Genomic DNA, 23,458 nt, shown 5'->3' on the forward strand with positions numbered 1-23,458 from the left:
CGCGGGCGGGCTCAGCGCAGGGCGCTCGCCGCCAGGCGGATCGCCCGCTTCACACGTGGCGTGGCCAGACGGCGTACCGCCGGGCGGATGAGCATCGCCGCCGGGCCCACCGGCTGCCAGCGGATCTGGAGCCTGCCCGGGTTGTGGCCCTCCGGTTCCACCGTGACCCGGTGGGGCAGGGCGCCCGAGTGGTAGGGGACCCGGGCGGCGAAGGGGGCGAGGGCGAGCGGGGCCAGGAGGATGCCCGTGTGGGTCTGGCCCTGGTGGCGGAGGCGGAGTACGGGGTGGCGGATGCCCTCGAAGCCCTGGAGGGGGAGGCGGGCCGAGCCCAGGTCCAGGCGCACGTGGCCCTCGAAGACGCCGGGGCGGACGGGGCAGAGGCGGAAGGGGACCGTGAGGCGGCGACGGCCGGGTGAGAGGTGGAGGGTGGCGCGCTGGGGGCCGACCGGTAGGCGCAGGGCCGGGTCGTAGGTGCGGACGGTCAGGTCTATCGAGGCGCCGGGGCCCCGCTCGATCTCCGTCACCTCGTGGCGGAGATGGGCGGTGAAGAACGGGCGGGTGTCCAGGTCCAGGGCCGTCAGGTCGAGTTCGTGGCGGGCCTGTTCGGAGCGCGGGATCTCCTCGCCCCAGTAGGTGCGGCCGTCCGCCGGGTCCGGTGTGGTCCGGCGCGGGGCGATGTCGTGACCGAGGCCCCGGGCGGCGAGGCGTACGTCGGACAGGCGGCGGTCGCGGACCAGTTGGAGGACGACCCGTTCGGCGCGGGGGAGTCGGGCGTAGGCGCCCGGGACCAGCGTGTCGAGGTACGGATTCACGAGGTCCGCGAAGGACGCGAGCCACGCGTCGTCCCGGTACGGCAGGTCACCGGCGTACATCCGGAAGTCGTGCTTGAGGAACTTGAAGTCCTTGTCCTCGCGCACCGACACGTGCCCGCTCTCGGCCAGGAACGCGTCGATGAGACGCTGCACGTGGACGCGGTCGCGGACGTTGGTCAGCTTGTGCCGCTGGTTGGAGATCGAGGCCGTCTCGGAGGCGGCGTACGGGGCGACGTACCAGCGGTAGACCGGCTCGGGGACGACGGTGAACGTCTTGGCCAGGCAGTAGGCCTGCGCCGAGAAGAGCTGGTCCTCGTAGTGGATGCCCTCGGGGAAGCGCAGGTCGTGCCGGTCGAGGAAGGCGCGGGCGTACATCTTGTTGGTCGACAGGTGCTCGAAGAACAGTCGCGGGTCGGCCTCGATGCCGTCGAGCGTGCGGCGCTCGGCGACCAGGTGCGGCATCCAGGTCGTACGGCGTCCGCCGTCCACGCGTATCCGGTGCACCGCGCCCATCGCGAAGTCGATGTCGCGTTCGCGGTGGGCGGCGAGCAGGACCTCGACGGCGCGCTCGGGCAGCTCGTCGTCGCTGTCCAGGAACATCAGGTACGGGGCCCGCGCGACCTCCAGGGCGCGGTTGCGCGGGGCGCTGCACCCGCCGCTGTTCTCCGGCAGCCGCAGGTACACGACCCGGGGATCGCGCGCCGCCAGCTCCCGGGCCACCTCCTCGGTCGCGTCCGTCGAGTGGTCGTCGCTGATGACGACCTCGATGTTCGCGTGGGTCTGGCGCAGGACGGACGCGACCGCGCGGGGGAGGCGTTCGGCGTCGTTGTAGACGATGACCGTGACGGTGACGTCGGGGGTGTCCACGGAAGTGGATGTGGCCGTGGACGGGGCCGTGGACGTGCTCATGACGCGGTCGCCTCCTCGGGGCTCGGGGCCGGGGTGCGCTCCTCGACCGGCAGTACGGGGGGCAGCGTCCGCTCGTCCTCGCCGAGGAAGACCCGGCGTACGACGCGTTCGGCGGCGCGGCCGTCGTCGTACTCGCAGAACCGGCGCCGGAAGGCGGCCCGCGCCTTCGCCGCGCGTTCGTCGCGCCAGGCGTCCGTGCCGAGGATCTCCGCCAGTTCCGCCTGGTCCCGGGCGACCGGACCCGGCGCCTCGGCCATCAGGTCGAAGTAGACGCCGCGGGTGCTGCGGTACGTCTCCCAGTCGTCGGCGTGGATCACGATCGGGCGGTCGAGGTTGGCGTAGTCGAACATGATCGACGAGTAGTCCGTGACCAGCGCGTCGGCGGCCAGGCACAGCTCCTCGACGGGGTCGTAGGAGGAGACGTCGATGATCCGGCCGGTGCGGCGCAGGCCCGCCAGTGGAGAGGTGGCGGTCTCGTAGAAGTAGTGGGCGCGCACCAGCAGGACCGTTTCCTCGCCGAGTCGGTCGGCGAGGGCGGCGAGGTCCAGGCGCGGGGTCCAGCCGGCCTCGTAGTCGCGGTGGGTGGGCGCGTAGAGGATCGCCCGGTGGCCGGGCGCGATGCCCAGGCGCTCGCGGACCGCGCGGACGTCGTCGGCGCCCGCGGTGTAGTAGACGTCGTTGCGCGGATAGCCGTGGTCGAGGGAGGTGTGGCGGGACGGGTACGCCCGCTGCCACATCCGGGTGGAATGGCTGTTGGCCGAGACGCTGTAGTCCCACTTGTCCACGCGCTCCAGCAGCGCCTGGAAGTCGAGGCCGCGGGCGGCGGCGGGGTACGGCAGCTGGTCCAGGCCCATGCGCTTGAGCGGGGTGCCGTGGTGGGTCTGGAGGTGGACGGTGCCGGGGCGTTTGACGACCGCGTCCGGGAAGTTGACGTTGTTGACGAGGTACTTGGCGCGCGCCAGCACCTCCCAGTAGCGGCGGGTGCCGGGCACCACGTGGTCGGTGCCGGGCGGCAGCAGGGCGGCGCCCGGCGCGGTGACCACCCACACCGGGTGGACGCTCGGGGCGAGTTCCGCGAGCTTCGCGGCGATGGCGGCCGGGTTGCAGGCCACGCCGCGGGCCCAGTACGCCGAGAAGACGGCGAGGTGGGGATCGACCGGCTCGGCGAGCGCCCTGCGGTACTGGAGGGCGCGCAGGCGTGTCCCGGCCCGGTGCCTGCCGGTGCGTATCGCCGTCCGCATGCTGCGGCGCGTGCGGTTGGCGGCCTGGAGGGCGCGGTACTTGGCGCAGGCGTCCTCCTCCAGCAGCGACCGGCGTACACCTTCGAGGCCGGCCGGGCGCCGGTGGCCTTCGGGGCGGTGGCGCCGGGCGGCCAGGGACGCCCGGTGGAAGAACTCCCGTGCGACGTCGTCCGGCATCCCGGCGCGGGCGAAGGTGCGCAGGCAGTCGCGGACCATCAGGTCGTACAGGACGGTGTGGGCGGCCGGGCGGTCGGCGGCCAGGTCGAGGAGCGTCTCGTAGCGCTCGATCAGGGCGTACCGCTGCTTCGGCGTGACCGGCGGCAGGCTCTGCGGGCGCAGTCGGCGCTCCTCGTACGCGGGGTGGGGCAGACAGGCGACGCGGTCGGCGAGCAGCAGGGCGGCGTACGCGGCGAAGGGCTCGTCGTCGGTGGTGAGGAGGCGCTCGTGGGCCCGCCAGAAGCCGGCGCGCACGGCGCGGTTGCCGAGCAGCGGGGTCAGTCCGAGCAGCGCCGCGCGGTCGTCGAGGGCGAGGCCGGCGCGGCCCGCGCGGGCGAGGCGGGGGCCGTCCGGGGAAGGCAGGCCGGAGGCTCGCCAGGTGCTGCGGACGTGGTCGAACAGCAGGACGTCCACGGTGCCGTCCCCGGTGTCGGGGAGGGTCGCGGCGTGCTCGGCGATCGTGCGCGGGGCGCCGGGGGGCAGCCCGTCCTTGGCGTGGACGAAGTGCAGCCACCGGCCCGACGCGCGCGCCGCCCCCGCAGAGCGGGCCGCGGCGTCGCCGGCCCCGTCCGGCAGGGGCAGCACGGTGAACGCGGGGGTGTGCCGCTCGGCGGTCTCCCGCGCCCAGTCCCCGACGGCGGCGACGATCACCTCGATGCCGGTGAGGGGGTGGGCGTCCAGGGAGTCGAGGAGTGCGGGCAGGTGGTCCTGGACGTTGGGGCCGTGGACGATGACGCTGAGTTCGGGGGTCTCGGGCATCGCGGGGACTCCTTCGCCGTCGTCGTCGCTCCCGGGGCTCTCCTGTTCGGTCGTTCGGCCATAGTGGCACTAATCGGGCAATAGGGTTAACCGTGCGTACGCCTCCCGGGGGAAGGCGCACGGCAGAAGTGGGCAGGGAACAGGGTTCAGGCGGCCGTCTTCGCCTTGGGCGCGGGCTTGGCGGCGGGCGCGGGCTTGGACGCGGGAGCGGGCTTGGACTTCGTCGCCTTGTCCGGGCCGCCGGTGAACTTCTCGTACTCCTTCAGGACCTCCTCCGTCGGCCCGTCCATGCGCAGCTCGCCGCGTTCCAGCCATAGCACCCGGTCGCAGGTGTCGCGGATGGACTTGTTGCTGTGGCTGACCAGGAACACCGTGCCGGCGTGCCGCCGCAGCTCCCGGATGCGTTCCTCGGAGCGCTTCTGGAAGGAGCGGTCGCCGGTGGCCAGGGCCTCGTCGACGAGGAGGACGTCGTGGTCCTTGGCGGCGGCGATGGAGAAGCGCAGCCGGGCCGCCATGCCGGAGGAGTACGTGCGCATCGGCAGGGTGATGAAGTCGCCCTTGTCGTTGATGCCGGAGAAGTCGACGATCTCCTGGTAGCGCCCCTTGATCTGCGCGCGGGACATGCCCATCGCCAGGCCGCCGAGGTGGACGTTGCGCTCGCCGGTGAGGTCGCTCATCAGGGCCGCGTTGACGCCGAGGAGGGAGGGCTGGCCGTCCGTGTAGATACGTCCGTTCTCCACCGGGAGCAGGCCGGCGACCGCCTTGAGCAGCGTCGACTTGCCGGATCCGTTGGTTCCGATCAGCCCGATCGCCTCGCCCCGGTACGCCACGAAGGACACGTTCCTCACGGCGTGCACCCGGCGCACGCCCGCCGCCTTCTCGGCCTTCTTGCGGCGCAGGATGCGGTTCAGGGCGGCGGTCGCCGAGCCGCGGCCGGCGCCGGTGCCGTTGACCCGGTAGACGATGTCGACGCCGTCGGCGACGACGGTGGGGACGCGCTCGTCGCCCGCCTGCTTGATGGTGCCGTTGTCGTCAGCCACGTCCGTACGTCTCCTCGGCCTTCCAGAAGTAGATGAAGCCGCCGATCCCGGCGACCAGGGCCCAGCCCAGGGCCATCGCCCACACGTGGTCCGGCAGCATGCCGCCCCCGAAGCTGTCGATCAGCGCGAAACGCATCAGGTCGATGTAGACGACGGCCGGGTTGACCTGGAGGAGGGGGCCGACCCACGAGGGCAGGCCGCTGTCCGGGCCGGTCATGTGGTGGATGCTGAACATGACGCCCGAGCCGTACATCCAGGTCCGCAGCAGGAACGGCATCAGCTGGGCCATGTCGGGGATCTTCGAGCCCACCCGGGCCATGATCAGCGCCAGGCCCGCGTTGAACACGAACTGCAGCACCAGTGCCGGGACCGCCAGCACCCAGGACGCGGCGGGCGGTACGCCGAAGGCGAGCAGGATGACGACCAGGGCGCCCATCGAGAACATCAGCTGCTGCAACTGCTGGAGACAGAACGACACCGGCAGCGCGGCCCGCGGGAAGTGCAGGGCGCGCACGAGGCCGAGGTTGCCGGAGACGGCCTTGGTGCCCGCCATGATCGAGCTCTGTGTGAAGGTCCACACGAACACGCCGGTGACCAGGAACGGGACGAAGTCCTCCACGCCGCGACTGGTGTTCATCAGCATGCCGAAGATGAAGTAGTACACCGCCGCGTTGAGCAGGGGCGTCATCACCTGCCAGACCTGGCCCAGTTTGGCCTGGCTGTACTGGGCGGTGAGCTTGGCGGTGGAGAAGGCGGTGATGAAGTGCCGGCGCGCCCACAGCTGGCGGACGTACTGGGGCAGGGAGGGGCGGGCGCCGCTGACCGACAGACCGTGGCGGGCGGCGAGGGCCGCGAGGTCGTGGTCGGCCGGGACGGGGGGGACCGCGTCCGGTGTCGGGGGCGGTGTGTGGAGGACCTGACTCACATCCGCTGCTTTCGCTCGGGGGGTGGGGGCGACGCCCGTCGTTCACCGGAGTGACCCGGCGCGTTCACTTACGTCGGGACGGGACCGTATCGTCGTAACGGGAGCGTAGGGCTTGGCCGCGTCGGAACGCAACCGTTTCGTCGTTACGCCCCTATGCTTGGCTCGCATGACGACCAACGCCGACGAGCCGCAGCCGCGCCCGCGCCGCCGGGCCCCCGCCGGGGCGGCCGTGCTCCGCGAGGACGTCACGGAAGCGATCCGGGCGGCGGTCTTCGAGGAGCTCGCGGCGGTCGGCTACGCGCGGATGTCCATCGAGGGGATCGCGCGCCGCGCGGGTGTCGGCAAGACGGCCGTCTACCGGCGCTGGCGCTCCAAGCTGCACCTGGTCCTCGACATCGTCTCCGCGCTCGCCGTGCAGGGCCTGCCCGCGCCCGACACCGGGTCACTGGAGGGCGACCTGCGACTGCTGTACGAGGTGACGTCCCGCGCCCTGCGCCACCCGGTGGCCTCGCAGATCATCCCCGATCTCCAGGCGGAGGCGGCCCGCAACCCCGACATCGCGGAAGCCATGCAGAAGACCCTGCGGGAGGGCCAGGACGGCGTCGCCAGCAGGATCCTCGCGGCGGCGACGGAACGCGGCGAGCTGGGCCCCGCCGTCGACACCGACCTGGCCCTCGACCTGATCTCGGGCCCGCTGTACTGGCGCTCGGTGGTCGTCCGCGGCCCGAAGCTGCCGAAGGGCTACCTGGCGGCGCTGGCGCGGGCCACGGCGGAGGGGCTGAAGGCGCTCTGAGGTCGGCCGGGGCTCGTGCCGGGGGTTGTCAGTGGTCCCTGTCACGATGCACCCATGACATCTTCGGCGATCGTTCAGGAGTTCTGGGACCGCATGCAGGCCCGGGACTGGGAGGGGCTCGGCGGGCTGCTCGCCGATGACCTGGTGGTCGAATGGCCGGTCAGCGCAGAGCGGATCGTGGGCCGCGCGGACTTCGTGAGCGTCAACGCGGAGTATCCGGAGGGCTGGTCGATCCATGTGCTGCGGATCGTGGCGGACGGCGAGGTCGTGGTCTCCGAGGTGGAGGTCCCGCACGACACGATAGGCGTTCACCGTGTCGTGTCGATCTGGACGGTCCGCGACGGGCGGATCGTCGCCGGCCGGGAGTACTGGACGGAGCCGGGCTCGGACCCGTCGCCGGAGTGGCGGGCCGCGTATGTGCGGCGCATGTGACCTCGACCGGCGTTCCGGGACATCGCACCAGGTGTCGGTCGGCCCGCGGTGCCGGCGGGGTGTTCACCGTGAACAGAGGCGGCGCGCGGTGACCGTCTAGTCCCGCGCCGCCCCCGGACCGTCTAGTCCCGCGCCGCCCCCGGACCGTCTAGTCCCGCGCCGCCCCCGGATGCAGCCGTACCCAGCCCGCCCATGCCGACGTGATCATGTCCTCGACGTCGTACTTGGCCTTCCAGCCCAGTTCCGCGGCGGCGCGGTCGGCCGAGGCGACCACGCGGGTCGGGTCGCCGGGGCGGCGGGGAGTGACCGTCGGGGGGTGGTCGTGGCCGGTGAGGGAGTTGATGCGGTCGATCATCTCGCGGACGGAGACGCCCTCGCCCCGGCCGATGTTGAGGGTGAGGGCGCTCCCGGGGGAGGCCTGGAGCGCGCGGGCCGCGGCGACGTGGGCCTCGGCCAGGTCGACGACGTGGATGTAGTCGCGGACGCAGGTGCCGTCCGGCGTCGCGTAGTCGTCGCCGAAGACGCGCGGGGCGGCGCCCTCCGTCAGCTTCTCGAAGACCATCGGGACGAGGTTGTAGACGCCGGTGTCGGCGAGTTCCGGGCTCGCCGCGCCCGCCACGTTGAAGTAGCGCAGGGAGGCCGTGGACAGGCCGGACGCCCGGCCGGTGGCGCGGACCAGCCACTCACCGGCCAGCTTGGTCTCGCCGTACGGCGACATGGGCAGGCACGGCGTCTCCTCCGTCACCAGGTCGACGTCGGGCATGCCGTACACGGCCGCGGAGGAGGAGAAGACGAAGGACGGGACGCCGGCCGCCGTGACCGCGTCCAGCAGGACGCGCAGGCCCTCGACGTTCTCCCGGTAGTAGTGCAGCGGCAGGTCCACCGACTCGCCGACCTGCTTCTTGGCGGCCAGGTGTACGACGCCGGTGACCGAGTGGTCGGCCAGGGCGCGCGTGATCCGTTCGCCGTCCAGGACCGAGCCGACCACCAGGGGGACGCCGTCGGGCACGCGCTCGGCGATGCCGGTGGACAGGTCGTCGTAGACCACCGCTTTCTCGCCCGCCTCGGTCATCGCCCGTACGACGTGCGCCCCGATGTATCCGGCGCCGCCGGTGATCAGCCAGGTCATGTGCGGCCGTCCCCTCGTCAGTGGTCCTCGGTCCTCGGTCCTCGGTAGTCATGATCCGTCATCCCGGTGCCAGGCGGGCACCGCGCCCCTCAGGACGCGGCCGAGGCCGATTCGGTGCCGTACGTGTCGATGGCCGCCGTGAGCCGGTCGAGGCGGGACCGCAGGTCCTGGACCTCCGCCAGGTCCAGGCCGGTCGCCGCGGCGATCCGGCGCGGTACCTCGACGGCCCGCTCGCGCAGCGCCACGCCCTCCCCGGTCAGCCGCACCCGCACCGACCGCTCGTCGCGCGCGCTGCGCTCGCGGTGGACCAGACCGGCCGTCTCCAGCCGCTTGAGCAGGGGGGAGAGGGTGCCGGAGTCGAGCCGCAGGTGCTCGCCGAGCTTCTTGACCGGCAGCTCCCCGTGCTCCCACAGCACCAACATCACCAGGTACTGCGGGTAGGTGAGGCCGAGGTCCTTGAGGACCACGCGGTAGACGCCGTTGAAGGCGCGCGAGGCGGCGTTCAGGGAGAAGCAGATCTGCTGGTCCAGGCGGAGCCAGTCGGTCGCGGGCGTGGTCATGGTTCCCAGGGTAGCCGACGGTCTTTGCGGGCAATTTAGTTGTGCGCAATTGAATTGCGTGCTCTACTGGGTGTCGTCGGAAGACACCACGACATCACCGCGACACTGCTCCGCGGATCCACAGAGAGGGACGGTTTCCCATGGACGCGCTCTACACCGCCGCCGCCACCGCCACCCACGGCCGCGACGGCCGCACCGTCAGCTCCGACGGCACGCTCGACCTCGCGCTCGGCGTCCCCGTCGAGATGGGCGGGAACGGACAGGGCACCAACCCCGAGCAGCTGTTCGCCGCCGGGTACGCCGCCTGTTTCGGCAGCGCCCTCGGGCTCGTCGGCCGGCAGGCGAAGGTCGACGTGAGCGACGCCGCGGTGACCGCCGAGGTCGGCATCGGCAAGGAGGGCGAGGGCTTCGCGCTCGCCGTCACCCTCCGGGTCGAACTGCCCGAGGGCCTGGACGCGGAGACCGGCCGCAAGCTGGTCGAGCAGGCCCACCAGGTCTGCCCCTACTCCAACGCCACCCGCGGCAACATCCCGGTCGACCTCGTCATCGAGTAGTCGCAGCCGAGCCGGCGCTCACCCGACCCGCGCCAGCACCTCGCCCGTCCGCTCGCTCCACGCCACCACCACCGCCTCCTCGGGCACCGTCCGCCAGCGGGTCAGCAGCAGCCAGCGGACGTCGTAGCGGCGGACGACGGTGGCGCGCTCGGCGCGGGTCGAGCCGGGCGCGAGGTACGCCTCGACGTCGGCCACCCGGCGCCCGCGTTCCCGCTCGTCCAGCGACGGGTCCGGCCAGGCGGGCGCCGCGAGGTTCGGCCCGTACCCGGCGATGGCGTGACCGGCGTAGTAGCCGTCGGTGATCACGACCTCGCCGGGGCCGATGTGCCGGGCCGCCCACTCGTACGTCGGCCAGTTCGGCGGCTGCTCGAAGCCGACCGGGTCGAGCGGGCGCGGCACCACCGCCCCGGCGTGCACCGTGAGGAACCCCAGCAGCGCCCCCGCCGTGGCGGCCCGGCCCAGCATCCTGCGCCACCGCCCCCACGGCCGGGGCGCCGCCAGCTCCACCGCCAGGGCGAACTGCAACGGCACCAGTGTGAGCCCGAGGATCCGGCCGTAGGTGTAGTGGCCGCTGAACCAGCCGTACGCCACCACCGCGCAGTCCAGCGCGAACATCAGCACCAGCGGGTCCCGCGCCGACCGGCGTCCGCGCAGCCAGAGCGCCGGGAGTCCGAGCAGCGCCAGCCAGAACTCCCCGGGCAGATCCAGGTACAGGACCCGGTGCATGCCGTCCACGCTGTCGTCACCGGCCAGCGCGAACACGTCGAAGTACGGCCACACCGCCGCCGACGCCACCGCCGTGCCGCCCGTCAGCGCCCACCGTCCGGCGACCGCACCGCGCCACCCGCGCTGCCATCCGGCGACCAGCGCCACCGCGCCCAGTGCCGCCGCAACCGCCGTGATCGGGTGGGCGAGGAGGATCAGGCCGTAGAGGAGACCGAGTCCGGCGTATCCGGGCAGGCCGCGCAGCCCGCTCGGGCCGACGTACCGCACCCGGCGCGGGTCCCGCGCCCGCGCCCCGGTCAGCGCCCAGGCCCAGAAGGTGAGCCCGATCGCGAAAGCCGACGGGTAGCCCAGGTTGCCCGTCATCGACATCAGCCCGAGATAGCCGCTCCACCAGGCGCGCTCGGTCCCCCACAGCAGCGTCATCGCGCCCAGCGCCAGCACCGGCGCCCACGGCCGCGGGGACAGCACCCGCACGAAGCGGCCGAGGCCCGTCAGCAGCACCAGCAGGTTCACCGGCCCGGCGAGCCGCACCACCTCCCAGCCGCCCAGCCCGGTCAGCCGGGCGAACAGGCCCTGCGCGAGGGCGTACGGCGAGTAGTACGCGCTTCCCGCACCCGGCAGGTCGGCCATCGGGTGGCGGGGGTGGAGGAGGTCGGCCTTCAGGCGCTCGACGACGGCCGCGTGCTGACCGGCGTCACAGCACAGCGGCACCGCCCAGTACGCCAGCGTCATCAGGAGGAAGAACAGGAACCCCGCGGCCTGGTACGGGGTGGGGCGCCGGACGCGGCCGCCGCGCAGCGCCGTCGCGCCGCGCACGGAACGCCGGACGAGGACGCCGGCGCTCACGGGACAGTCGAAGGGTGGGGCATTTGAGACATTTGACGTATGTTCCCGATGAGCCCGCCGGGGTCAACGACATGACCGCACGTCACCCCATCGAGTGCGGGTCAGCTGGTCGCGCGCGCCCGGTCCGCCTGCCCCTGCGCCGGCAGCGCCACCCGTCCCCGCACCACCGGCTCCAGCAGCAGCGGCACCCCCACCACCGGCAGCAGCCACGCCAGCACGATCAGCCGCCCGCCCCAGATGTCGATGTCCGGATGCCCGGCCTGGGTGAGGATCCCGGTGAACGCCGCCGCGACCAGGAAGCCGCCGACCGCGCCGCCGCGCCGCAGCGCGCCCCACGCCCCGGCGCCGAGGGCCGCGACGAACAGCGGCTCCCACGCCTGCCGGCGCAGCCACTCCACCCAGAAGTTGCCCTGCAACTGCCAGAACTCCGGCCACGGATCCTCCCGGTCCGGCCGGGCGAAATGGCCGGTCAGCAGGTCCTGGAGGCTGTCGGACACGGACGGGTAATGCAGCAGCCGGGCCAGCGCCATCGTCAGGACGGCGCCGGCGAGACCGACCGCCGCGAGCGCGAGCACGTCCCGGCCCGGCGGCCGGCCCCGCCGGTGCCGGCGCAGAGCGATCAACGCGCCCGCCGCCGCCAGACACGCCCCGAGGAACAGCGCCTGGGAGTGCTTGACCGTGAAGAGCGCGAGCAGCGACCCGGCGACCAGCGCGTACCCGGCCCGCTCGCGCCCCGCCCGCAGCACCAGCGCACAGCCCCACACCGCCGCGAGGGTCAGCGCCATCAGCAGCCCCTCGGTCATCGGGCGCATGGCGGTCGTCCCGCACGGCAGCACGTAGTACAGCCCCTGCCCGGCCAGGGCGAGCGGCACCGGCACGGACAGGGTGCGCAGGATCAGGAAGGCGAGGACGCCGCCCGCGCACGCGATGACCACGCTCGCCGCCCACAGCCCCCACGTCGCCCCGAAGGCCAGGACGAACGGCACCAGGAACACCGGGTAGCCGGGCCGCGCCTCGAAGATCCGCATGAAGCGTTCCTCCATGTACGGCACGGTGTGCCCACCGGTCTGCCCTGCCGCCAGCCGCGGTTCCACGTGCCGCCACTCCCGCTCCCGGCACTCGTCCATGACCCGGTCGGTGGGATCGGGGCGGTGGAAGTGGACCACGTGCACGCTCTGGTTCCGCCGGGCCGTCGACGCCTGGCTCGTGCACACGTAGTCGATGGTCGCCGCCGCCACCCCGCGCTTGCTCCCGCCGCCCAGGCTCAGGGCGTACGACAGGTAGTTCTTGGTGTCGGGGGTGTCCCGGCCGGTGACGTTCGCGAGCTGGAGCAGGGCGAACACCGCGGCCAGGAGCAGCACCCAGGTGCGCGGCCTCACGACGAGGTCAGCAGGGAGCGGCCGGCGGACGGGACGGCCCGGGCACCGGGCACGCCGACGGGCTCCGGCATCGGCTCGCCCAGCATCAGCGTCCGGACGACCCGCTCGGCGGCCAGCCCGTCGTCGTACTCGCAGAACCGGGCCCGGAAGGCGGACCGCAGCCGCGCCGCCTCCTCGTCCCGCCACGCCCCCGACGCCAGCAGCCACGCCAGCTCCCGGTAGGAGCGCGACACGTGGCCCGGTGCCTCGGCGGTGATGTCGAAGTAGGCGCCGCGGCTCGCCGTGTAGGCGCCCCAGTCGTCGGCGTGGATCACGATCGGCCGGTCCAGGAGGGCGTAATCGAACATCAGGGCGGAGTAGTCGGTGATCAGCAGGTCGGAGGCGAGCATCAGGTCCTCCACGTGCGGCTCGTCCGTCGCGTCGATCAGGACGCCCCGCCGGTGCAGCTCCGACAGCCCCATGCCGCGCGCGGGGCCGGTGGCGAGGGACGGGTGCAGGCGGACCACCAGGGTGTGGCCGTCGCCGAGGTCGGCGGCGAGCCGGGCCAGGTCGATCCGCTCCACGTGCCCGCCGCGCCGGTACTCACGGCGGGTCGGTGCGTACAGCACGACGGTGTGCCCGTCGGGGACGCCGAGCCGCTCGCGGACCCGGCGGCCGTCCTCCGGGCCCGCGCCCACCAGCACGTCGTTGCGCGGGCTGCCGGTGTGCACGGACGTGAAGTGGCACGGGTACGCCCGCTCCCACACCCGCTCCGCGTACCGGCCCGCGACCAGGCTGTAGTCCCAGCGGTCGGCCCGACGCAGCATCTGCGGTACGTCGACGCCGTGCCGGGCGCCGGGCCGGCCCAGCAGGTCGGCGCCCATGTACTTGAGCGGGGTGCCCTGGTGGGTGTGGATGTGGACGCTGCCCGGGCGCTTGGCGACCGCACCGGGCCAGTTGACGTTGTTGACGAAGAACGCGGCCCGCTCGGTCACCCGGCGGTAGTCCGCGCTGCCCAGGAGCACGTACTCCGTGTCCGGCGGCAGCGCGGCCGTGTCCGCCGCGCACTCCTCGTCGCGCACCACCCACACCCCGCGCAGGTGCGGGGCGATCTCGCGGGCCTTGCGGTAGACCGCCGCGGGGTCGCCCAGCACGCCCCGGTGGGAGAACGCCGAGTACACGGCGAGGCCGGCGTCCAGCGGACGGCGCGTGTTCACCGCGGTCCGCAGCCGCCCCGCACGTCCGGCGACCGCCCCGCGCGCCTGCCGCGCCCGCCGCTCCAGCTCCCGGCCGGCCCGCCCGGACTGTCGGCGCAACAGGTAGGCGGCGTATCCGCCGTTCAGTACCCGCAGCTCGGCCGGGATCTCGGCGCCCTCCGGCCGGTACGCGCGGAACATCTCGGCGGTGCGGCGGAAGAACTCGGCCTTGTCGGCGGGCGGCAGCCGGTCCGGCTTGGACAGGATGTCCAGGCAGTGCTCACCCATCTTGGCGTGCAGGAACGGCCGCCAGCGGGCCAGCTCCGGGCGGGCGTCGAGGAAGGCGAAGACCCGCTCGTACTGCGCGTGGACGTCGAAGTGCTTGCGGCTGGTGGTGGACAGGATGTTGCCCTGGCGGCGCTGCCGGTAGTTCAGGCAGATGCGGTCCAGCGTGGCGATCCGCCCGGCGCCGAACATGACCGGGAAGGTCCAGGGCGTGTCCTCGTAGTAACCCGGCGGGAAGGTGAAGCCCTCCCGCTCCACGAAGTCGCGCCGGTAGACCTTGTTCCAGACCACCATCAGCAGGTCGAGGATGCCGGGGTGCTCGGCGGCCGTGAAGGTGCCGTCGCCCGCCTCCGCCAGCACGTCGGCCAGGACGTTGCGCCGCGTGCCGCCCCACCAGTAGGTGCGCGCGTAGTCGAACACCAGGACGTCCGGGCCGTCCGAGCCGTCCGGGTCCGCCGTCTCCGCGAGCCGGTCGGCCATCGCGCGCAGGGCGCCCGGGGTGAGGGTGTCGTCGCTGTCGAGGAAGAAGAGGTAGTCGCCGGTGGCGTGCGGCAGCCCGGCGTTGCGGGCCCGGCCGAGGCCCACGTTCTCCTCCAGGTGCAGCACCCGCACCCGCTCGTCGCGGGCGGCGTACTCGTCGAGGATCGCGCCGCAGCCGTCCGGCGAGCAGTCGTTCACGGCGATGACCTCGATGTCCCGGTAGGACTGGTCCAGGACCGAGTCGAGGCACTCGCGCAGGAAGCCCTGCACCTTGAAGCAGGGGATGATGACGCTGAAGCGGGGCACGGCGGGGTCAGCTCCTTACGAGGGTGGCGGCGGCGGGGGCCGGGACGCGCTCCGCGAGCGGGATCACGGGCGGCAGCGCCTCGGGCGGTTCGCCGAGCAGCACCCGGCGCACGACGCGCTCGGCGGCCCGGCCGTCGTCGAACTCGCAGAACCGCTCCCGGAAGGCCGCCCGCAGCGCCGCCGACTCCGGCCCCGCGTACGAGCCGTCGCGAAAGACACGGGCCAGCTCCTCCGGCGTCCGCGCCACCGGTCCCGGCGGCGCTGCCATCAGGTCGAAGTAGACGCCGCGGGTCTCCCGGTAGACGTCCCAGTCGTCGGCGTACACGACGATCGGCCGGTCCAGGTTGGCGTAGTCGAACATGATCGACGAGTAGTCGGTGACCAGCGCGTCGGCGGCCAGGCACACGTCCTCGGAGGAGCGGTGCGAGGTCACGTCGATGATCCGGCCGCTGCCCCGCCTGCCGCCCCGGTCGTAGAAGTAGTGGGCGCGCAGCAGCACCACCACGTCCTCGCCCGCCGCCTCGCAGAACGCCTCCAGGTCCGGGCCGCCCGCGCCGAACCCGCTCTCGTAATCCCGGTGCGTGGGCGCGTACAGGACGGCCGTCTTCCCCCCCGGGACGCCCAGTTCACGCCGGATACGGGCGACGTCGTCGGCGGTCGCCGTGCAGTAGACGTCGTTGCGCGGATAGCCGTACTCCAGGTGCTCGTAGGACCCCGGGAAGGCGCGCTCCCACATCTGGGTGGAGTGCCGGTTGGACGAGATGTTGTGGTCCCAGCGGTCCACGCGGCCCAGCAGCTTGGCGAAGCTGCCGCTCGCCGCGGCCACCACCGGGTACGTCGACTGGTCGACGCCCATGGTCTTCAGCGGCGTGCCGTGCTGCGTCTGCACGTGCACGCTGCCGGGGCGCTTGACGACGCCCTCGGCGAAGTTGGCGTTGTTGACCAGGTACTTGGCGCGGGCCAGCACCTCCCAGTAGCGCTTGCTGCCGATGACGGCGTGGTCGACGTCGCCCGGGACCGTGTGTTCCTGGTCGGGCTCGACCAGGAACACCGAGCGCAGGTGCGGGGCGAGTTCGCGGGCCTTGGCGTGGATCGCGGCCGGGTTGCAGGCGTAGCCGCGGCCCCAGTACGCGCAGTACACGACGAGTCCGGCGTCCAGCGGGCGGCGCAGCGCGCGCCGGTAGCGCAGGCGGGTGCGCAGTCCGTGCGGGCGGGGCAGGCGCCGCAGGACGCCGGTCGCCAGCCGGTTGGCGGCGCGCAGGGCGCGGAAGCCCGCGTACGACCCGGACGCCAGCAGCCGGTGCTGCACGCCGAGCCGGCCGCCCGGCGGCCGGAAACCCGCGGGACGGTGGCGCCGGTAGAGGCGGCTCGCCCGGCGGAAGAAGACGCGGCGCCCCCGGCGGGTCAGGCGCCGCGGATGGGTGGTCGTCTTCAGGATCGCGGCGAAGAGCTGCTCGAACAGCGGCCCGCGCCGCTCGTCCGGCAGCCCCCGCTCGGCGGCGTGCGCGAGCGCCAGTTCGGCCTGGTCGAGGAGGTCCGCGTGGTGCTCACCGGGCAGGTTCAGCCGGTTGCCCTGCCGCCGCACCAGATGCCGTACGACGACGGAGCGCAGCACGGCCACGCGCTCGGCGCGCGCCGCGACCAGGGCGCCGAAGCCGACATCGGTGAAGTGCCCGTCGGGGAAGTCCAGTCGCCGCTCGATGAGGAAGGTACGGCGGTACACGGCGCTCCAGGCGGGCAGCCGTACGCCGGTGAGGTGCGGGGCGCGGCCGGGGGCGAAGGCGCCGTCCGGGGCCTTGGCCAGCAGCGGGGCGGCCGGGTTGGTCGGCTCGCCCTCCCACCAGGGCACCCGCTCGTGCTCGAAGTGCAGCACGTCCACGCCGCCGGTGTCCGCCAGCCGCGCGTCCAGCGCCGCCAGCGCGCCCGGCGCGAGGACGTCGTCGCCGTCGAGGAACAGCAGGTACGCGCCGGTCGCCGCCCGCATCCCGGCGTTGCGCGCCCCGGCCAGCCCGGCCGACGGCGGCGAGTGCACGGGCGCCACCCGGGAGTCCCGCTCGGCGCGCTCCCCGGCGACGTCCGCCGCGGCGCGGTCCGGGGCGTCGTGGACCGGGATCAGCTCGAAGTCACCGAAGGACTGGGCGAGGACCGAGTCCAGCGACTGGGACAGCCGCCCCGCGACCCCATGGGACGGGACGATGATGCTGAAGCGGGGCATACTGCTCTTTCTCTCGTTCCACTGGTCCTACGGGAGCCGTCCGCCGGACGGGAGCCGTCCGCCGGACGGGAGCCGTCCGCCGGACGGGAGCCGTCCGCCGGACGGGAGCCCCCGCCCGACGGGAGCCACCCCCGCCGCTCGTGCCGTCCGGCGGCCCGGTCGTCCCGTCGGCCGCCAGGTGGGCGGCCGGGTCGGAGTGGGCCGCGACGAACTGCGGGGCATGCGAACTCCCAGTGGGCAAACGGCGATCAGAGGCTGTCGGTGACGGTGCGGGGGCCGGCGGGTTGCGGCACCGTGGCCAGCGGGGTGCGGGCCAGGGCCGCGGCGGCCGACGGCACGGGGTGCCGTTCGGCCAGCGGCACGACCCGCGGGAGGTCCGTCTCGCCCAGCACCACGCGGCGTACGACGCGTTCCGCGGCGCGGCCGTCGTCCAACGGGCAGAACCGCTCCCGGAAAGCGGCCCTGAGCTGGGCGGACCGGGAGCCGCGCCAGTGGCCGCCGGCGAAGATGTCGATCAGCTCGTCCTCGTCCCGCGCGATCGCGCCCGGCGGGAGGGCGCGCAGGTCGAAGTAGGTGCCGCGGGCCGCCTCGTAGGCCTCCGGCTCGTCGGCGTGGATCACGATCGGCCGGTCCAGACCCGCGTAGTCGAACATCAGTGCCGAGTAGTCGGTGACGAGGGCGTCCGAGGCCAGGTACAGCGACTCCACGCTCGGGTGGTCGCTGACGTCGAGGATCCGTCCCCCGGGCTCGGCGAGCGGACCGCCGTGGCGGGGGTGCGCGCGGGCCAGCACCATGAAGCGGGGGCCGAGGCGGGTGAGGACGCGCTCCAGGTCCAGGGCGGCGCGCTGGGTGCGCCGGTAGTCGCGGTGGGTGGGCGCGTAGAGGATCGCGACCGTGCCTTCGGGGATGCCCAGGGTTTCGCGCAGCCGGGCCACGTCCGCGGTCGTCGCCCGCTGGAGGACGTCGGTGCGGGGCTGGCCGTACTCCAGCGTGGTGTAGCCACCGGGGTGGACGCGTTCCCAGGTCAGGGTGGAGTGGCGGTTGGCGGAGACGACGTAGTCCCAGGAGTCGACGTCGCGCAGCAGCCGGGCGAAGTCGGTGCCGCCGGCGGCGGCCGGGCGTTCCTGGAGGTCCAGGCCCATGTGCCCCAGGGGCGTCCCGGCCTGCGTCTGGATCAGTACCTGGCCCTTCCGCTTGACCAGGCCGGCGTCGAAGGAGGCGTTGTGCACCAGGTAGCGGGAGCGGGCCAGCGCCGTCCAGTAGGCGGCCGTGCCGGGCGTCAGGCGGCGCGTGCCGGTCGGGACGGTGTGGTGGTGCGCGGGGTCGGCGGCCCACGCCGTGCGGATGTGCGGCGCGAGGTCGCGGAACGCCTCCTCCAGCGCGCCCGGGTTGCAGCCGTGCCCCCGGTCCCCGTCGGCGGCGAAGACGGCACGGTCGGCGCGCAGGGGGAGGCGGCGCTGGACGCGGTAGTGCAGGCGGAGGGCGACGGTCCGCGCGGTACTTAGCAGCTTGGCGGCGCCCTTCACCGTCCGGCGGCGCAGGGCCGACGCCAGCCGCAGGGCCTCGTAGGTGCGGCGCAGGCCCAGCCGGAGCAGGGCGTGGCGCAGGCGCACCGGCAGCGGGGCGGGGGCGCCGGGGACCCGGTAGCGGCGGCAGTGGACGCGGGCCCGGCGCAGGAACTCGCCGCGCAGGGCGCGCGGGAGGCGGTCGGGGCGGGTGAACACCGTCGTCAGGTGGTCGGCCATGCGGCGGTAGAGCACCGGCCGCCAGCGGGCCGGCTCCGGGTGCGACTCCAGGAACGCGAAGACGCGGTCGTACTGCTCGAAGACGTCCAGGTGACGCTCGCTCGGCGTGCCCAGAATGCTGCCCCGCCGGCGCTGCCGGTAGCGGACGCAGACCCGGTCCAGGGTGGCGATGGACTCCGCCGTCAGCAGGACCGGGTAGGTCCACGGCGTGTCCTCGTAGTAGCCGGGCGGGAAGATGAAGCCCTCGCGCTCGGCGAACTCCCGCCGCACCGTCTTGTTCCAGGCCACCATCAGCAGCTTCAGCAGCCCCGGCCGGTCGGTGAGCCGGAACGGCGCCGGGCCCCGTTCGGTGAGGTGCCGGGCGGCCTGGTTGCGGACCGCCTCGCCCGACCAGTACGTGCGCGCGTAGTCGTAGACCAGGACGTCCGGCTCCCCGGTCTCCTTCACCCGGTCGGCGATGGCCCGCAGGGCGTCCGGGGCGAGGGTGTCGTCGCCGTCGAGGAAGACCAGGTAGTCGCCCGTGGCCCGCTCCATCCCGGCGTTGCGGGCGGGTCCGAGGCCCTGGTTCCCGGGCAGGTGCACGGCGCGTACGCGCGGGTCGCGGGCCGCGAACTCGTCGATGATCGCGCCGCAGGCGTCCGGCGAGCAGTCGTCGACCGCGATCAGTTCGAGGTCCGGACACGACTGGGACAGCACCGACTCCAGGCACTCGTGCAGATACGCCTGCACCTGGTACGCGGGGACGATGACACTGAACCTGGGCACGGGAACATCCATGGGTCGGCGGGTCGGCGCGGGCGTTCGGCCCGGGAACGGCCAATGGAGTGACTTGGTTACGGCCCCTGCGGCATTCGGGGGACCCCGTGCGCGTGCAAAGCCCTCGTACGAAGGAGGGGGCGGGCCGGTGTTCGGCCCGCCCCCTCAAGGGTGCTGCTGCGGCGCTTACTTGACGGCGCCCGCCATCACGCCGGAGACGAACTGCCGCTGGAACGCGAAGAACACGGCCAGCGGGATCACCATGGAGATGAACGCTCCCGGCGCCAGTACGTCGATGTTGTTGCCGAACTGCCGTACCTGCGTCTGCAGGGCGACCGTGATCGGCTGGCTCCCGGAGTCCGAGAAGATCAGCGCGACCAGCATGTCGTTCCACACCCACAGGAACTGGAAGATGCCGAGGCTCGCGATCGCGGGCCCGCCCAGCGGCATCACGACCCGGAGGAACAGCCGCAGTTCACCCGCGCCGTCGAGGCGGGCCGCCTCCAGCAGCTCTCTCGGGATCTCCGCGAAGAAGTTCCGCAGCAGGAAGACGGCGAAGGGCAGGCCGAAGCCGACGTGGAACAGGATCACGCCGACGACCGACCCGAACAGGCCGATCTTCCCGAAGAGTTCGGCGATCGGGATCAGCGCCACCTGCACCGGGACGACCAGCAGACCGACCACGGCCAGGAACCACCAGTCGCGGCCCGGGAAGTCCATCCACGCGAAGGCGTAGCCCGCCAGCGACCCGATGACCACGACCAGGACCGTCGCCGGGACCGTGATCATCACGGTGTTGAGGAGGGAGGAGGTGATGTCGCCGTTCTTCAGCAGCTCCTCGTAGCTCTGGAAGGTGAGCTGGGACGGCTTGGTGAAGACCTCCCACCAGCCGCTCGCCGCCATGTCCCGGGGTGTGCGCAGCGAGGACAGCAGCAGGCCGATCGTCGGGACCAGCCAGAACAGGCCCACGACGATCAGGAACACCCGGACCAGCCCGCCACTGACGCCCTCGGCGAGCCGTGACCCCAGCGACTGCTTCGCCTTGCGGGCCGTCCCGGGTCGCGTCGGCGCCGTCTTCGTGAGGGAGCCCGCGTCCGTGGTCATCGCCGCACCTCCCGCCGCAGCCGCCGTACGTTGAACCACATCACCGGGATGACCAGGAGCAGCAGGAACACCGCGATGGCGCTGGCGATGCCCGGCTGGTCGGAGGCGAAGCCCTTGCGGTACAGCTCCAGCGCGAGCACGTTCGCGTCGTCCTGGGAGGAGCCGGGGGCGATGATGAACACCAGGTCGAAGACCTTCAGGACGTTGATCATCAGGGTGACGGCCACGACCGCCAGGACCGGCGCCAGGAGCGGGACCGTGACCCGTCTGAAGACCTGCCACTCGTTGGCGCCGTCGACCCGGGCCGCTTCGAGCAGCTCGCGCGGGACCCCGGCCAGCCCCGCCGCGATCAGCACCATCGCGAAGCCCGCCCACATCCACACGTACGACCCGATGATGGCCGGCGTGACGAGCGAGGGGCCGAGCCAGTTCAGGCCGTTGTACGGCTCCTCGAAGTTGTCGGCGGGGAGTCTGAGCTGCGCCCCGTCGGCCGCGGCGGGCAGCGTGAAGGTGCCGTCGCCGGACGCCGTGGTCTCCGCGACGACCTCGCCGTCCTTGACGGCCTCGATCTTCATCCCGGCATAGCCCAGCTCGGCGGCGTCGACGCCGTTGAGTTTTCCGACGCCCTTGCCGCGGGTGAAGTCCTGCCAGGTGGTGCCGGTGATCTTCCCGTCCTCGGGCCGGGCGGATACGGCCTTCTCGGCGCCGTCCGGCATCAGGTCGGGGGCGACGCCGACGAGCGGGAGGACGACGGTCTGGCCCGCGCTCACCGGCTGCTTCGTGATGAACGCGCCGCCGCCGGCCGGCTCCAGCGGCGACTCGCGGCCCGGGTGCGCCTTCGGGAACGCGGACGACTCGGCGAACGTGTCGTGCACGCCGACCCACACCGCGTTCGCGACGCCCTTGTCCGGGTCCTGGTCGTACACCAGGCGGAAGATGATGCCGGCCGCCAGCATCGAGATCGCCATCGGCATGAAGACGACCAGCTTGAACGCCGTGCCCCAGCGCACCCGTTCGGTCAGCACCGCGAAGATCAGACCGAGCGCGGTGGCGACCGTGGGCGCGAACACCACCCAGATGATGTTGTTCTTCAGAGCGGTGCGGATGCCGTCGTCGGTGAACAGCGCCCGGTAGTTGTCGAATCCGGCGAAGCCGTCGCCGGACTGGTCGTAGAAGCTGCGGATCAGCGAGTACCCGATCGGGTAGACCACGAGCGCGCCGAGCAGCACCAGGGCGGGCAGCAGGAACAGGGCCGCCACGGCTTTGCGGGTGCCCGTCACGCTCTTGCGCGACTTGGGGGCGGCAGGGCCCTGTGAGGCTCCTGCCGCCGTGGCCGACGTCATCGCGTCAGCCTCCGTAGGCGGCGGCCGCGTCCGCCTCCAGCTGCTGCTGCGTGCCCGCGATGTCCTTCGGGTTCTTCAGGAAGTCCTGCAGCGCCTTCCACTCGCCCTTGCCGGGCGTGCCGCCGAACGCCTGCGGGGCCTGGTCCGACATGTCGAAGCGGAAGTCGTCGCCGGCCGCGACCAGCGCCTCGGCGATCTTCCGCTGCACGTCGTTCGGGTACGCCGACGCGTCGACGTTCTTGTTCGGCGAGAGGTAACCGCCGAGCTTCGCCTGGATCGTCGCCGCGTCCGGCGACGCCAGCCAGGTGGCCAGTGCCTGCGCCGCCTTCGAGTCCTCCAGGATCACGGCCGCGTCGCCGCCGGAGACCACCGGCGCGGTGTCACCGACGGCCGGGAACGGGAACACCTTCGCGTCCGTGCCGACCTTCGCGTCCGTCTCGGCGATGTTGACCTGCACGAAGTCGCCCTCGTAGACCATGCCGGCCTTGGGCTGGTCGCCGCCGGTGAAGGTCTGCGTCACCGAGGCCGGGAACTCGGTCTGCAGCGCGCCGGACGCGCCGCCCGCGACGTAGTCCTTCTTGCCCCAGATCTCGGCGAGGGTGGTCAGCGCCTCCTTGACGGACGGGTCCGTCCACTTGATCTCGTGCTTGGCCAGCTGGTCGTACTTCTCCGGGCCGGCCTGCGAGAGGTAGACGTTCTCGAACCAGTCGGTGAGGGTCCAGCCGTCCGCGCCGCCGACGGAGAATGGCGTGACGCCCGAGTCGTAGATCGTCTGGGCGGTGGTGAGGAGTTCGTCCCAGGTCTTGGGCTCGGCCGCGCCCGCGTTCTCGAAGACCTGCGCGTTGTACCAGATCAGGGACTTGTTGGCGGCCTTGTAGTAGACGCCGTACTGCTTGCCGGCGACCTTGCCGATGTCCTGCCAGCCCTGCGAGTAGTTCTCCGTCAGCTCCTTGGCGGCCTCCGCGCCCAGCGGCTTGGCCCAGCCCTTGTCGACGGCCTGCTTGATGGCGCCGGGCTGCGGGAGCATCGCCACGTCCGGCGGGGCGCCGCCCGCGATCTTCGATCCGAGGAAGTTGATGATCGGGTCCTGGGCGGGCACGAAGGTCACCTTGGCGCCGGTGCGCTTCTCGAACTCGGCCAGGACCTTCTTGAAGTTCTCCTGCTCGGCGCCGGTCCAGACGGCGGCGACCTCCAGGCTCTCGCCGTCCAGCTTGGGGAGGGTGACGGTGGCGGCCGGCTCCTTGTCGCCGCCCCCCTGACCGCCGTTGTCGCCGCTGCCGTTGTCGTCGTCGCCACCGCACGCGGTGAGCGAGAGCGCGAGCGCGAGCGCTCCCGCGGCGAGGGCGGCGGCGGTCCGAGTGGTCCGAGTGGTCTTCTTGACGGTCCTGCGTGATCGGATGGTGCTGCTCGTGCGCATCACTGCCCCGTTCTTCGTTCCTCGTCGAACGTTCGGCGCTGTCCCGTGCGCTCTGGTGTACGCCAGGGGGGTGAGGGCGGCAAGAGCGCGTCCGCTGTCAAGCGGGGGATCGTGACCGCGTCGTGACCAGGTGGGCACGTCGGGAAGGGCGCGCGGGGAAGGGCGCGCGGGGAAGGGCGTGCGGGGAGGGGCACGCCGGGCGGACACGTCGGGCGGACACGTCGGGCGGGGCACGTCGGGCGGGGCACGTCGGGAGGGCACGTTGGGCGGGGCACGTTGTGCGGGGCGCGTCGGGAGGGCACGTTGGGCGG

The 23,458-nt window shown here is 72.9% G+C and carries 17 protein-coding genes; 3 read left to right on the forward strand and 14 right to left on the reverse strand.

What is annotated here, in order from left to right; translation table 11 throughout:
• Window positions 1-11 precede the first annotated feature (11 nt).
• From ACFCZF_RS31590 to ACFCZF_RS31605, 4 genes are all read right to left on the reverse strand, one after another.
• Window positions 12-1,721: a glycosyltransferase family 2 protein gene (locus ACFCZF_RS31590; protein WP_376674532.1), complete on the reverse strand. Its 1,710-nt coding sequence runs from the start codon at window positions 1,719-1,721 to the stop codon at window positions 12-14.
• Window positions 1,718-3,937: a CDP-glycerol glycerophosphotransferase family protein gene (locus ACFCZF_RS31595; protein ID WP_376674533.1), complete on the reverse strand. Its 2,220-nt coding sequence runs from the start codon at window positions 3,935-3,937 to the stop codon at window positions 1,718-1,720. Before ACFCZF_RS31595 ends, ACFCZF_RS31590 begins: the two co-directional genes overlap by 4 nt.
• A gap of 146 nt (window positions 3,938-4,083) precedes the next feature.
• Window positions 4,084-4,977, reverse strand: coding sequence for an ABC transporter ATP-binding protein (locus ACFCZF_RS31600; RefSeq protein ID WP_376674534.1), 894 nt, complete (start codon window positions 4,975-4,977; stop codon window positions 4,084-4,086).
• Window positions 4,970-5,902 (reverse strand): ABC transporter permease, encoded by a 933-nt coding sequence (locus tag ACFCZF_RS31605; RefSeq protein WP_376674535.1) that lies wholly within the window; start codon window positions 5,900-5,902, stop codon window positions 4,970-4,972. The genes ACFCZF_RS31600 and ACFCZF_RS31605 overlap by 8 nt, the downstream gene beginning before the upstream one ends.
• Before the next feature lie 166 nt (window positions 5,903-6,068).
• Here ACFCZF_RS31605 and ACFCZF_RS31610 point away from each other — a divergent pair, with 166 nt between their 5' ends.
• Window positions 6,069-6,695: a TetR/AcrR family transcriptional regulator gene (locus ACFCZF_RS31610; protein ID WP_376674536.1), complete on the forward strand. Its 627-nt coding sequence runs from the start codon at window positions 6,069-6,071 to the stop codon at window positions 6,693-6,695.
• Window positions 6,696-6,749: 54 nt separating this feature from the next.
• Window positions 6,750-7,127 (forward strand): nuclear transport factor 2 family protein, encoded by a 378-nt coding sequence (locus ACFCZF_RS31615; protein WP_376674537.1) that lies wholly within the window; start codon window positions 6,750-6,752, stop codon window positions 7,125-7,127.
• 148 nt (window positions 7,128-7,275) lie between these two features.
• Here ACFCZF_RS31615 and galE read toward each other — a convergent pair whose 3' ends face one another.
• Window positions 7,276-8,256: a UDP-glucose 4-epimerase GalE gene (gene galE / locus ACFCZF_RS31620; protein ID WP_376674538.1), complete on the reverse strand. Its 981-nt coding sequence runs from the start codon at window positions 8,254-8,256 to the stop codon at window positions 7,276-7,278.
• An 89-nt stretch (window positions 8,257-8,345) separates the two neighbouring features.
• A complete protein-coding gene (locus ACFCZF_RS31625) occupies window positions 8,346-8,816 on the reverse strand; it encodes a MarR family winged helix-turn-helix transcriptional regulator (RefSeq protein ID WP_376674539.1) in 471 nt (156 codons plus the stop codon).
• Between the two features lie 140 nt (window positions 8,817-8,956).
• Here ACFCZF_RS31625 and ACFCZF_RS31630 point away from each other — a divergent pair, with 140 nt between their 5' ends.
• Window positions 8,957-9,370 carry an organic hydroperoxide resistance protein gene (locus ACFCZF_RS31630; RefSeq protein ID WP_345638484.1) on the forward strand — a complete coding sequence of 138 codons (414 nt, stop codon included), beginning with the start codon at window positions 8,957-8,959 and terminating at the stop codon, window positions 9,368-9,370.
• Window positions 9,371-9,388: 18 nt separating this feature from the next.
• Here ACFCZF_RS31630 and ACFCZF_RS31635 read toward each other — a convergent pair whose 3' ends face one another.
• The 8 genes from ACFCZF_RS31635 to ACFCZF_RS31670 all read right to left on the reverse strand — a co-directional run bounded on the left by ACFCZF_RS31635 (window position 9,389) and on the right by ACFCZF_RS31670 (window position 23,147).
• Window positions 9,389-10,942, reverse strand: coding sequence for a hypothetical protein (locus ACFCZF_RS31635; protein WP_376674540.1), 1,554 nt, complete (start codon window positions 10,940-10,942; stop codon window positions 9,389-9,391).
• 101 nt (window positions 10,943-11,043) lie between these two features.
• On the reverse strand, window positions 11,044-12,321 hold the full coding sequence (locus ACFCZF_RS31640) for a hypothetical protein (protein ID WP_376674541.1): 1,278 nt from the start codon (window positions 12,319-12,321) through the stop codon (window positions 11,044-11,046).
• Window positions 12,318-14,567 (reverse strand): CDP-glycerol glycerophosphotransferase family protein, encoded by a 2,250-nt coding sequence (locus ACFCZF_RS31645; RefSeq protein WP_376674542.1) that lies wholly within the window; start codon window positions 14,565-14,567, stop codon window positions 12,318-12,320. Before ACFCZF_RS31645 ends, ACFCZF_RS31640 begins: the two co-directional genes overlap by 4 nt.
• A 7-nt stretch (window positions 14,568-14,574) precedes the next feature.
• Window positions 14,575-16,782: a CDP-glycerol glycerophosphotransferase family protein gene (locus ACFCZF_RS31650; protein ID WP_376674543.1), complete on the reverse strand. Its 2,208-nt coding sequence runs from the start codon at window positions 16,780-16,782 to the stop codon at window positions 14,575-14,577.
• 248 nt (window positions 16,783-17,030) lie between these two features.
• The gene (locus tag ACFCZF_RS31655; protein WP_376674544.1) at window positions 17,031-19,292 is read right to left on the reverse strand and encodes a CDP-glycerol glycerophosphotransferase family protein; all 2,262 of its coding nucleotides are present in this window, start codon (window positions 19,290-19,292) and stop codon (window positions 17,031-17,033) included.
• Window positions 19,293-19,469: 177 nt separating this feature from the next.
• Window positions 19,470-20,387: a carbohydrate ABC transporter permease gene (locus ACFCZF_RS31660; RefSeq protein WP_376674545.1), complete on the reverse strand. Its 918-nt coding sequence runs from the start codon at window positions 20,385-20,387 to the stop codon at window positions 19,470-19,472.
• Window positions 20,384-21,730, reverse strand: coding sequence for a carbohydrate ABC transporter permease (locus ACFCZF_RS31665; RefSeq protein WP_376674546.1), 1,347 nt, complete (start codon window positions 21,728-21,730; stop codon window positions 20,384-20,386). Before ACFCZF_RS31665 ends, ACFCZF_RS31660 begins: the two co-directional genes overlap by 4 nt.
• Window positions 21,731-21,734: 4 nt before the next feature.
• Window positions 21,735-23,147: an ABC transporter substrate-binding protein gene (locus ACFCZF_RS31670; protein ID WP_376674547.1), complete on the reverse strand. Its 1,413-nt coding sequence runs from the start codon at window positions 23,145-23,147 to the stop codon at window positions 21,735-21,737.
• Window positions 23,148-23,458: the final 311 nt, after the last annotated feature.

This window comes from Streptomyces sp. NPDC056296, assembly GCF_042268605.1.
In the GTDB taxonomy this organism is placed as follows: Bacteria; Actinomycetota; Actinomycetes; order Streptomycetales; family Streptomycetaceae; genus Streptomyces.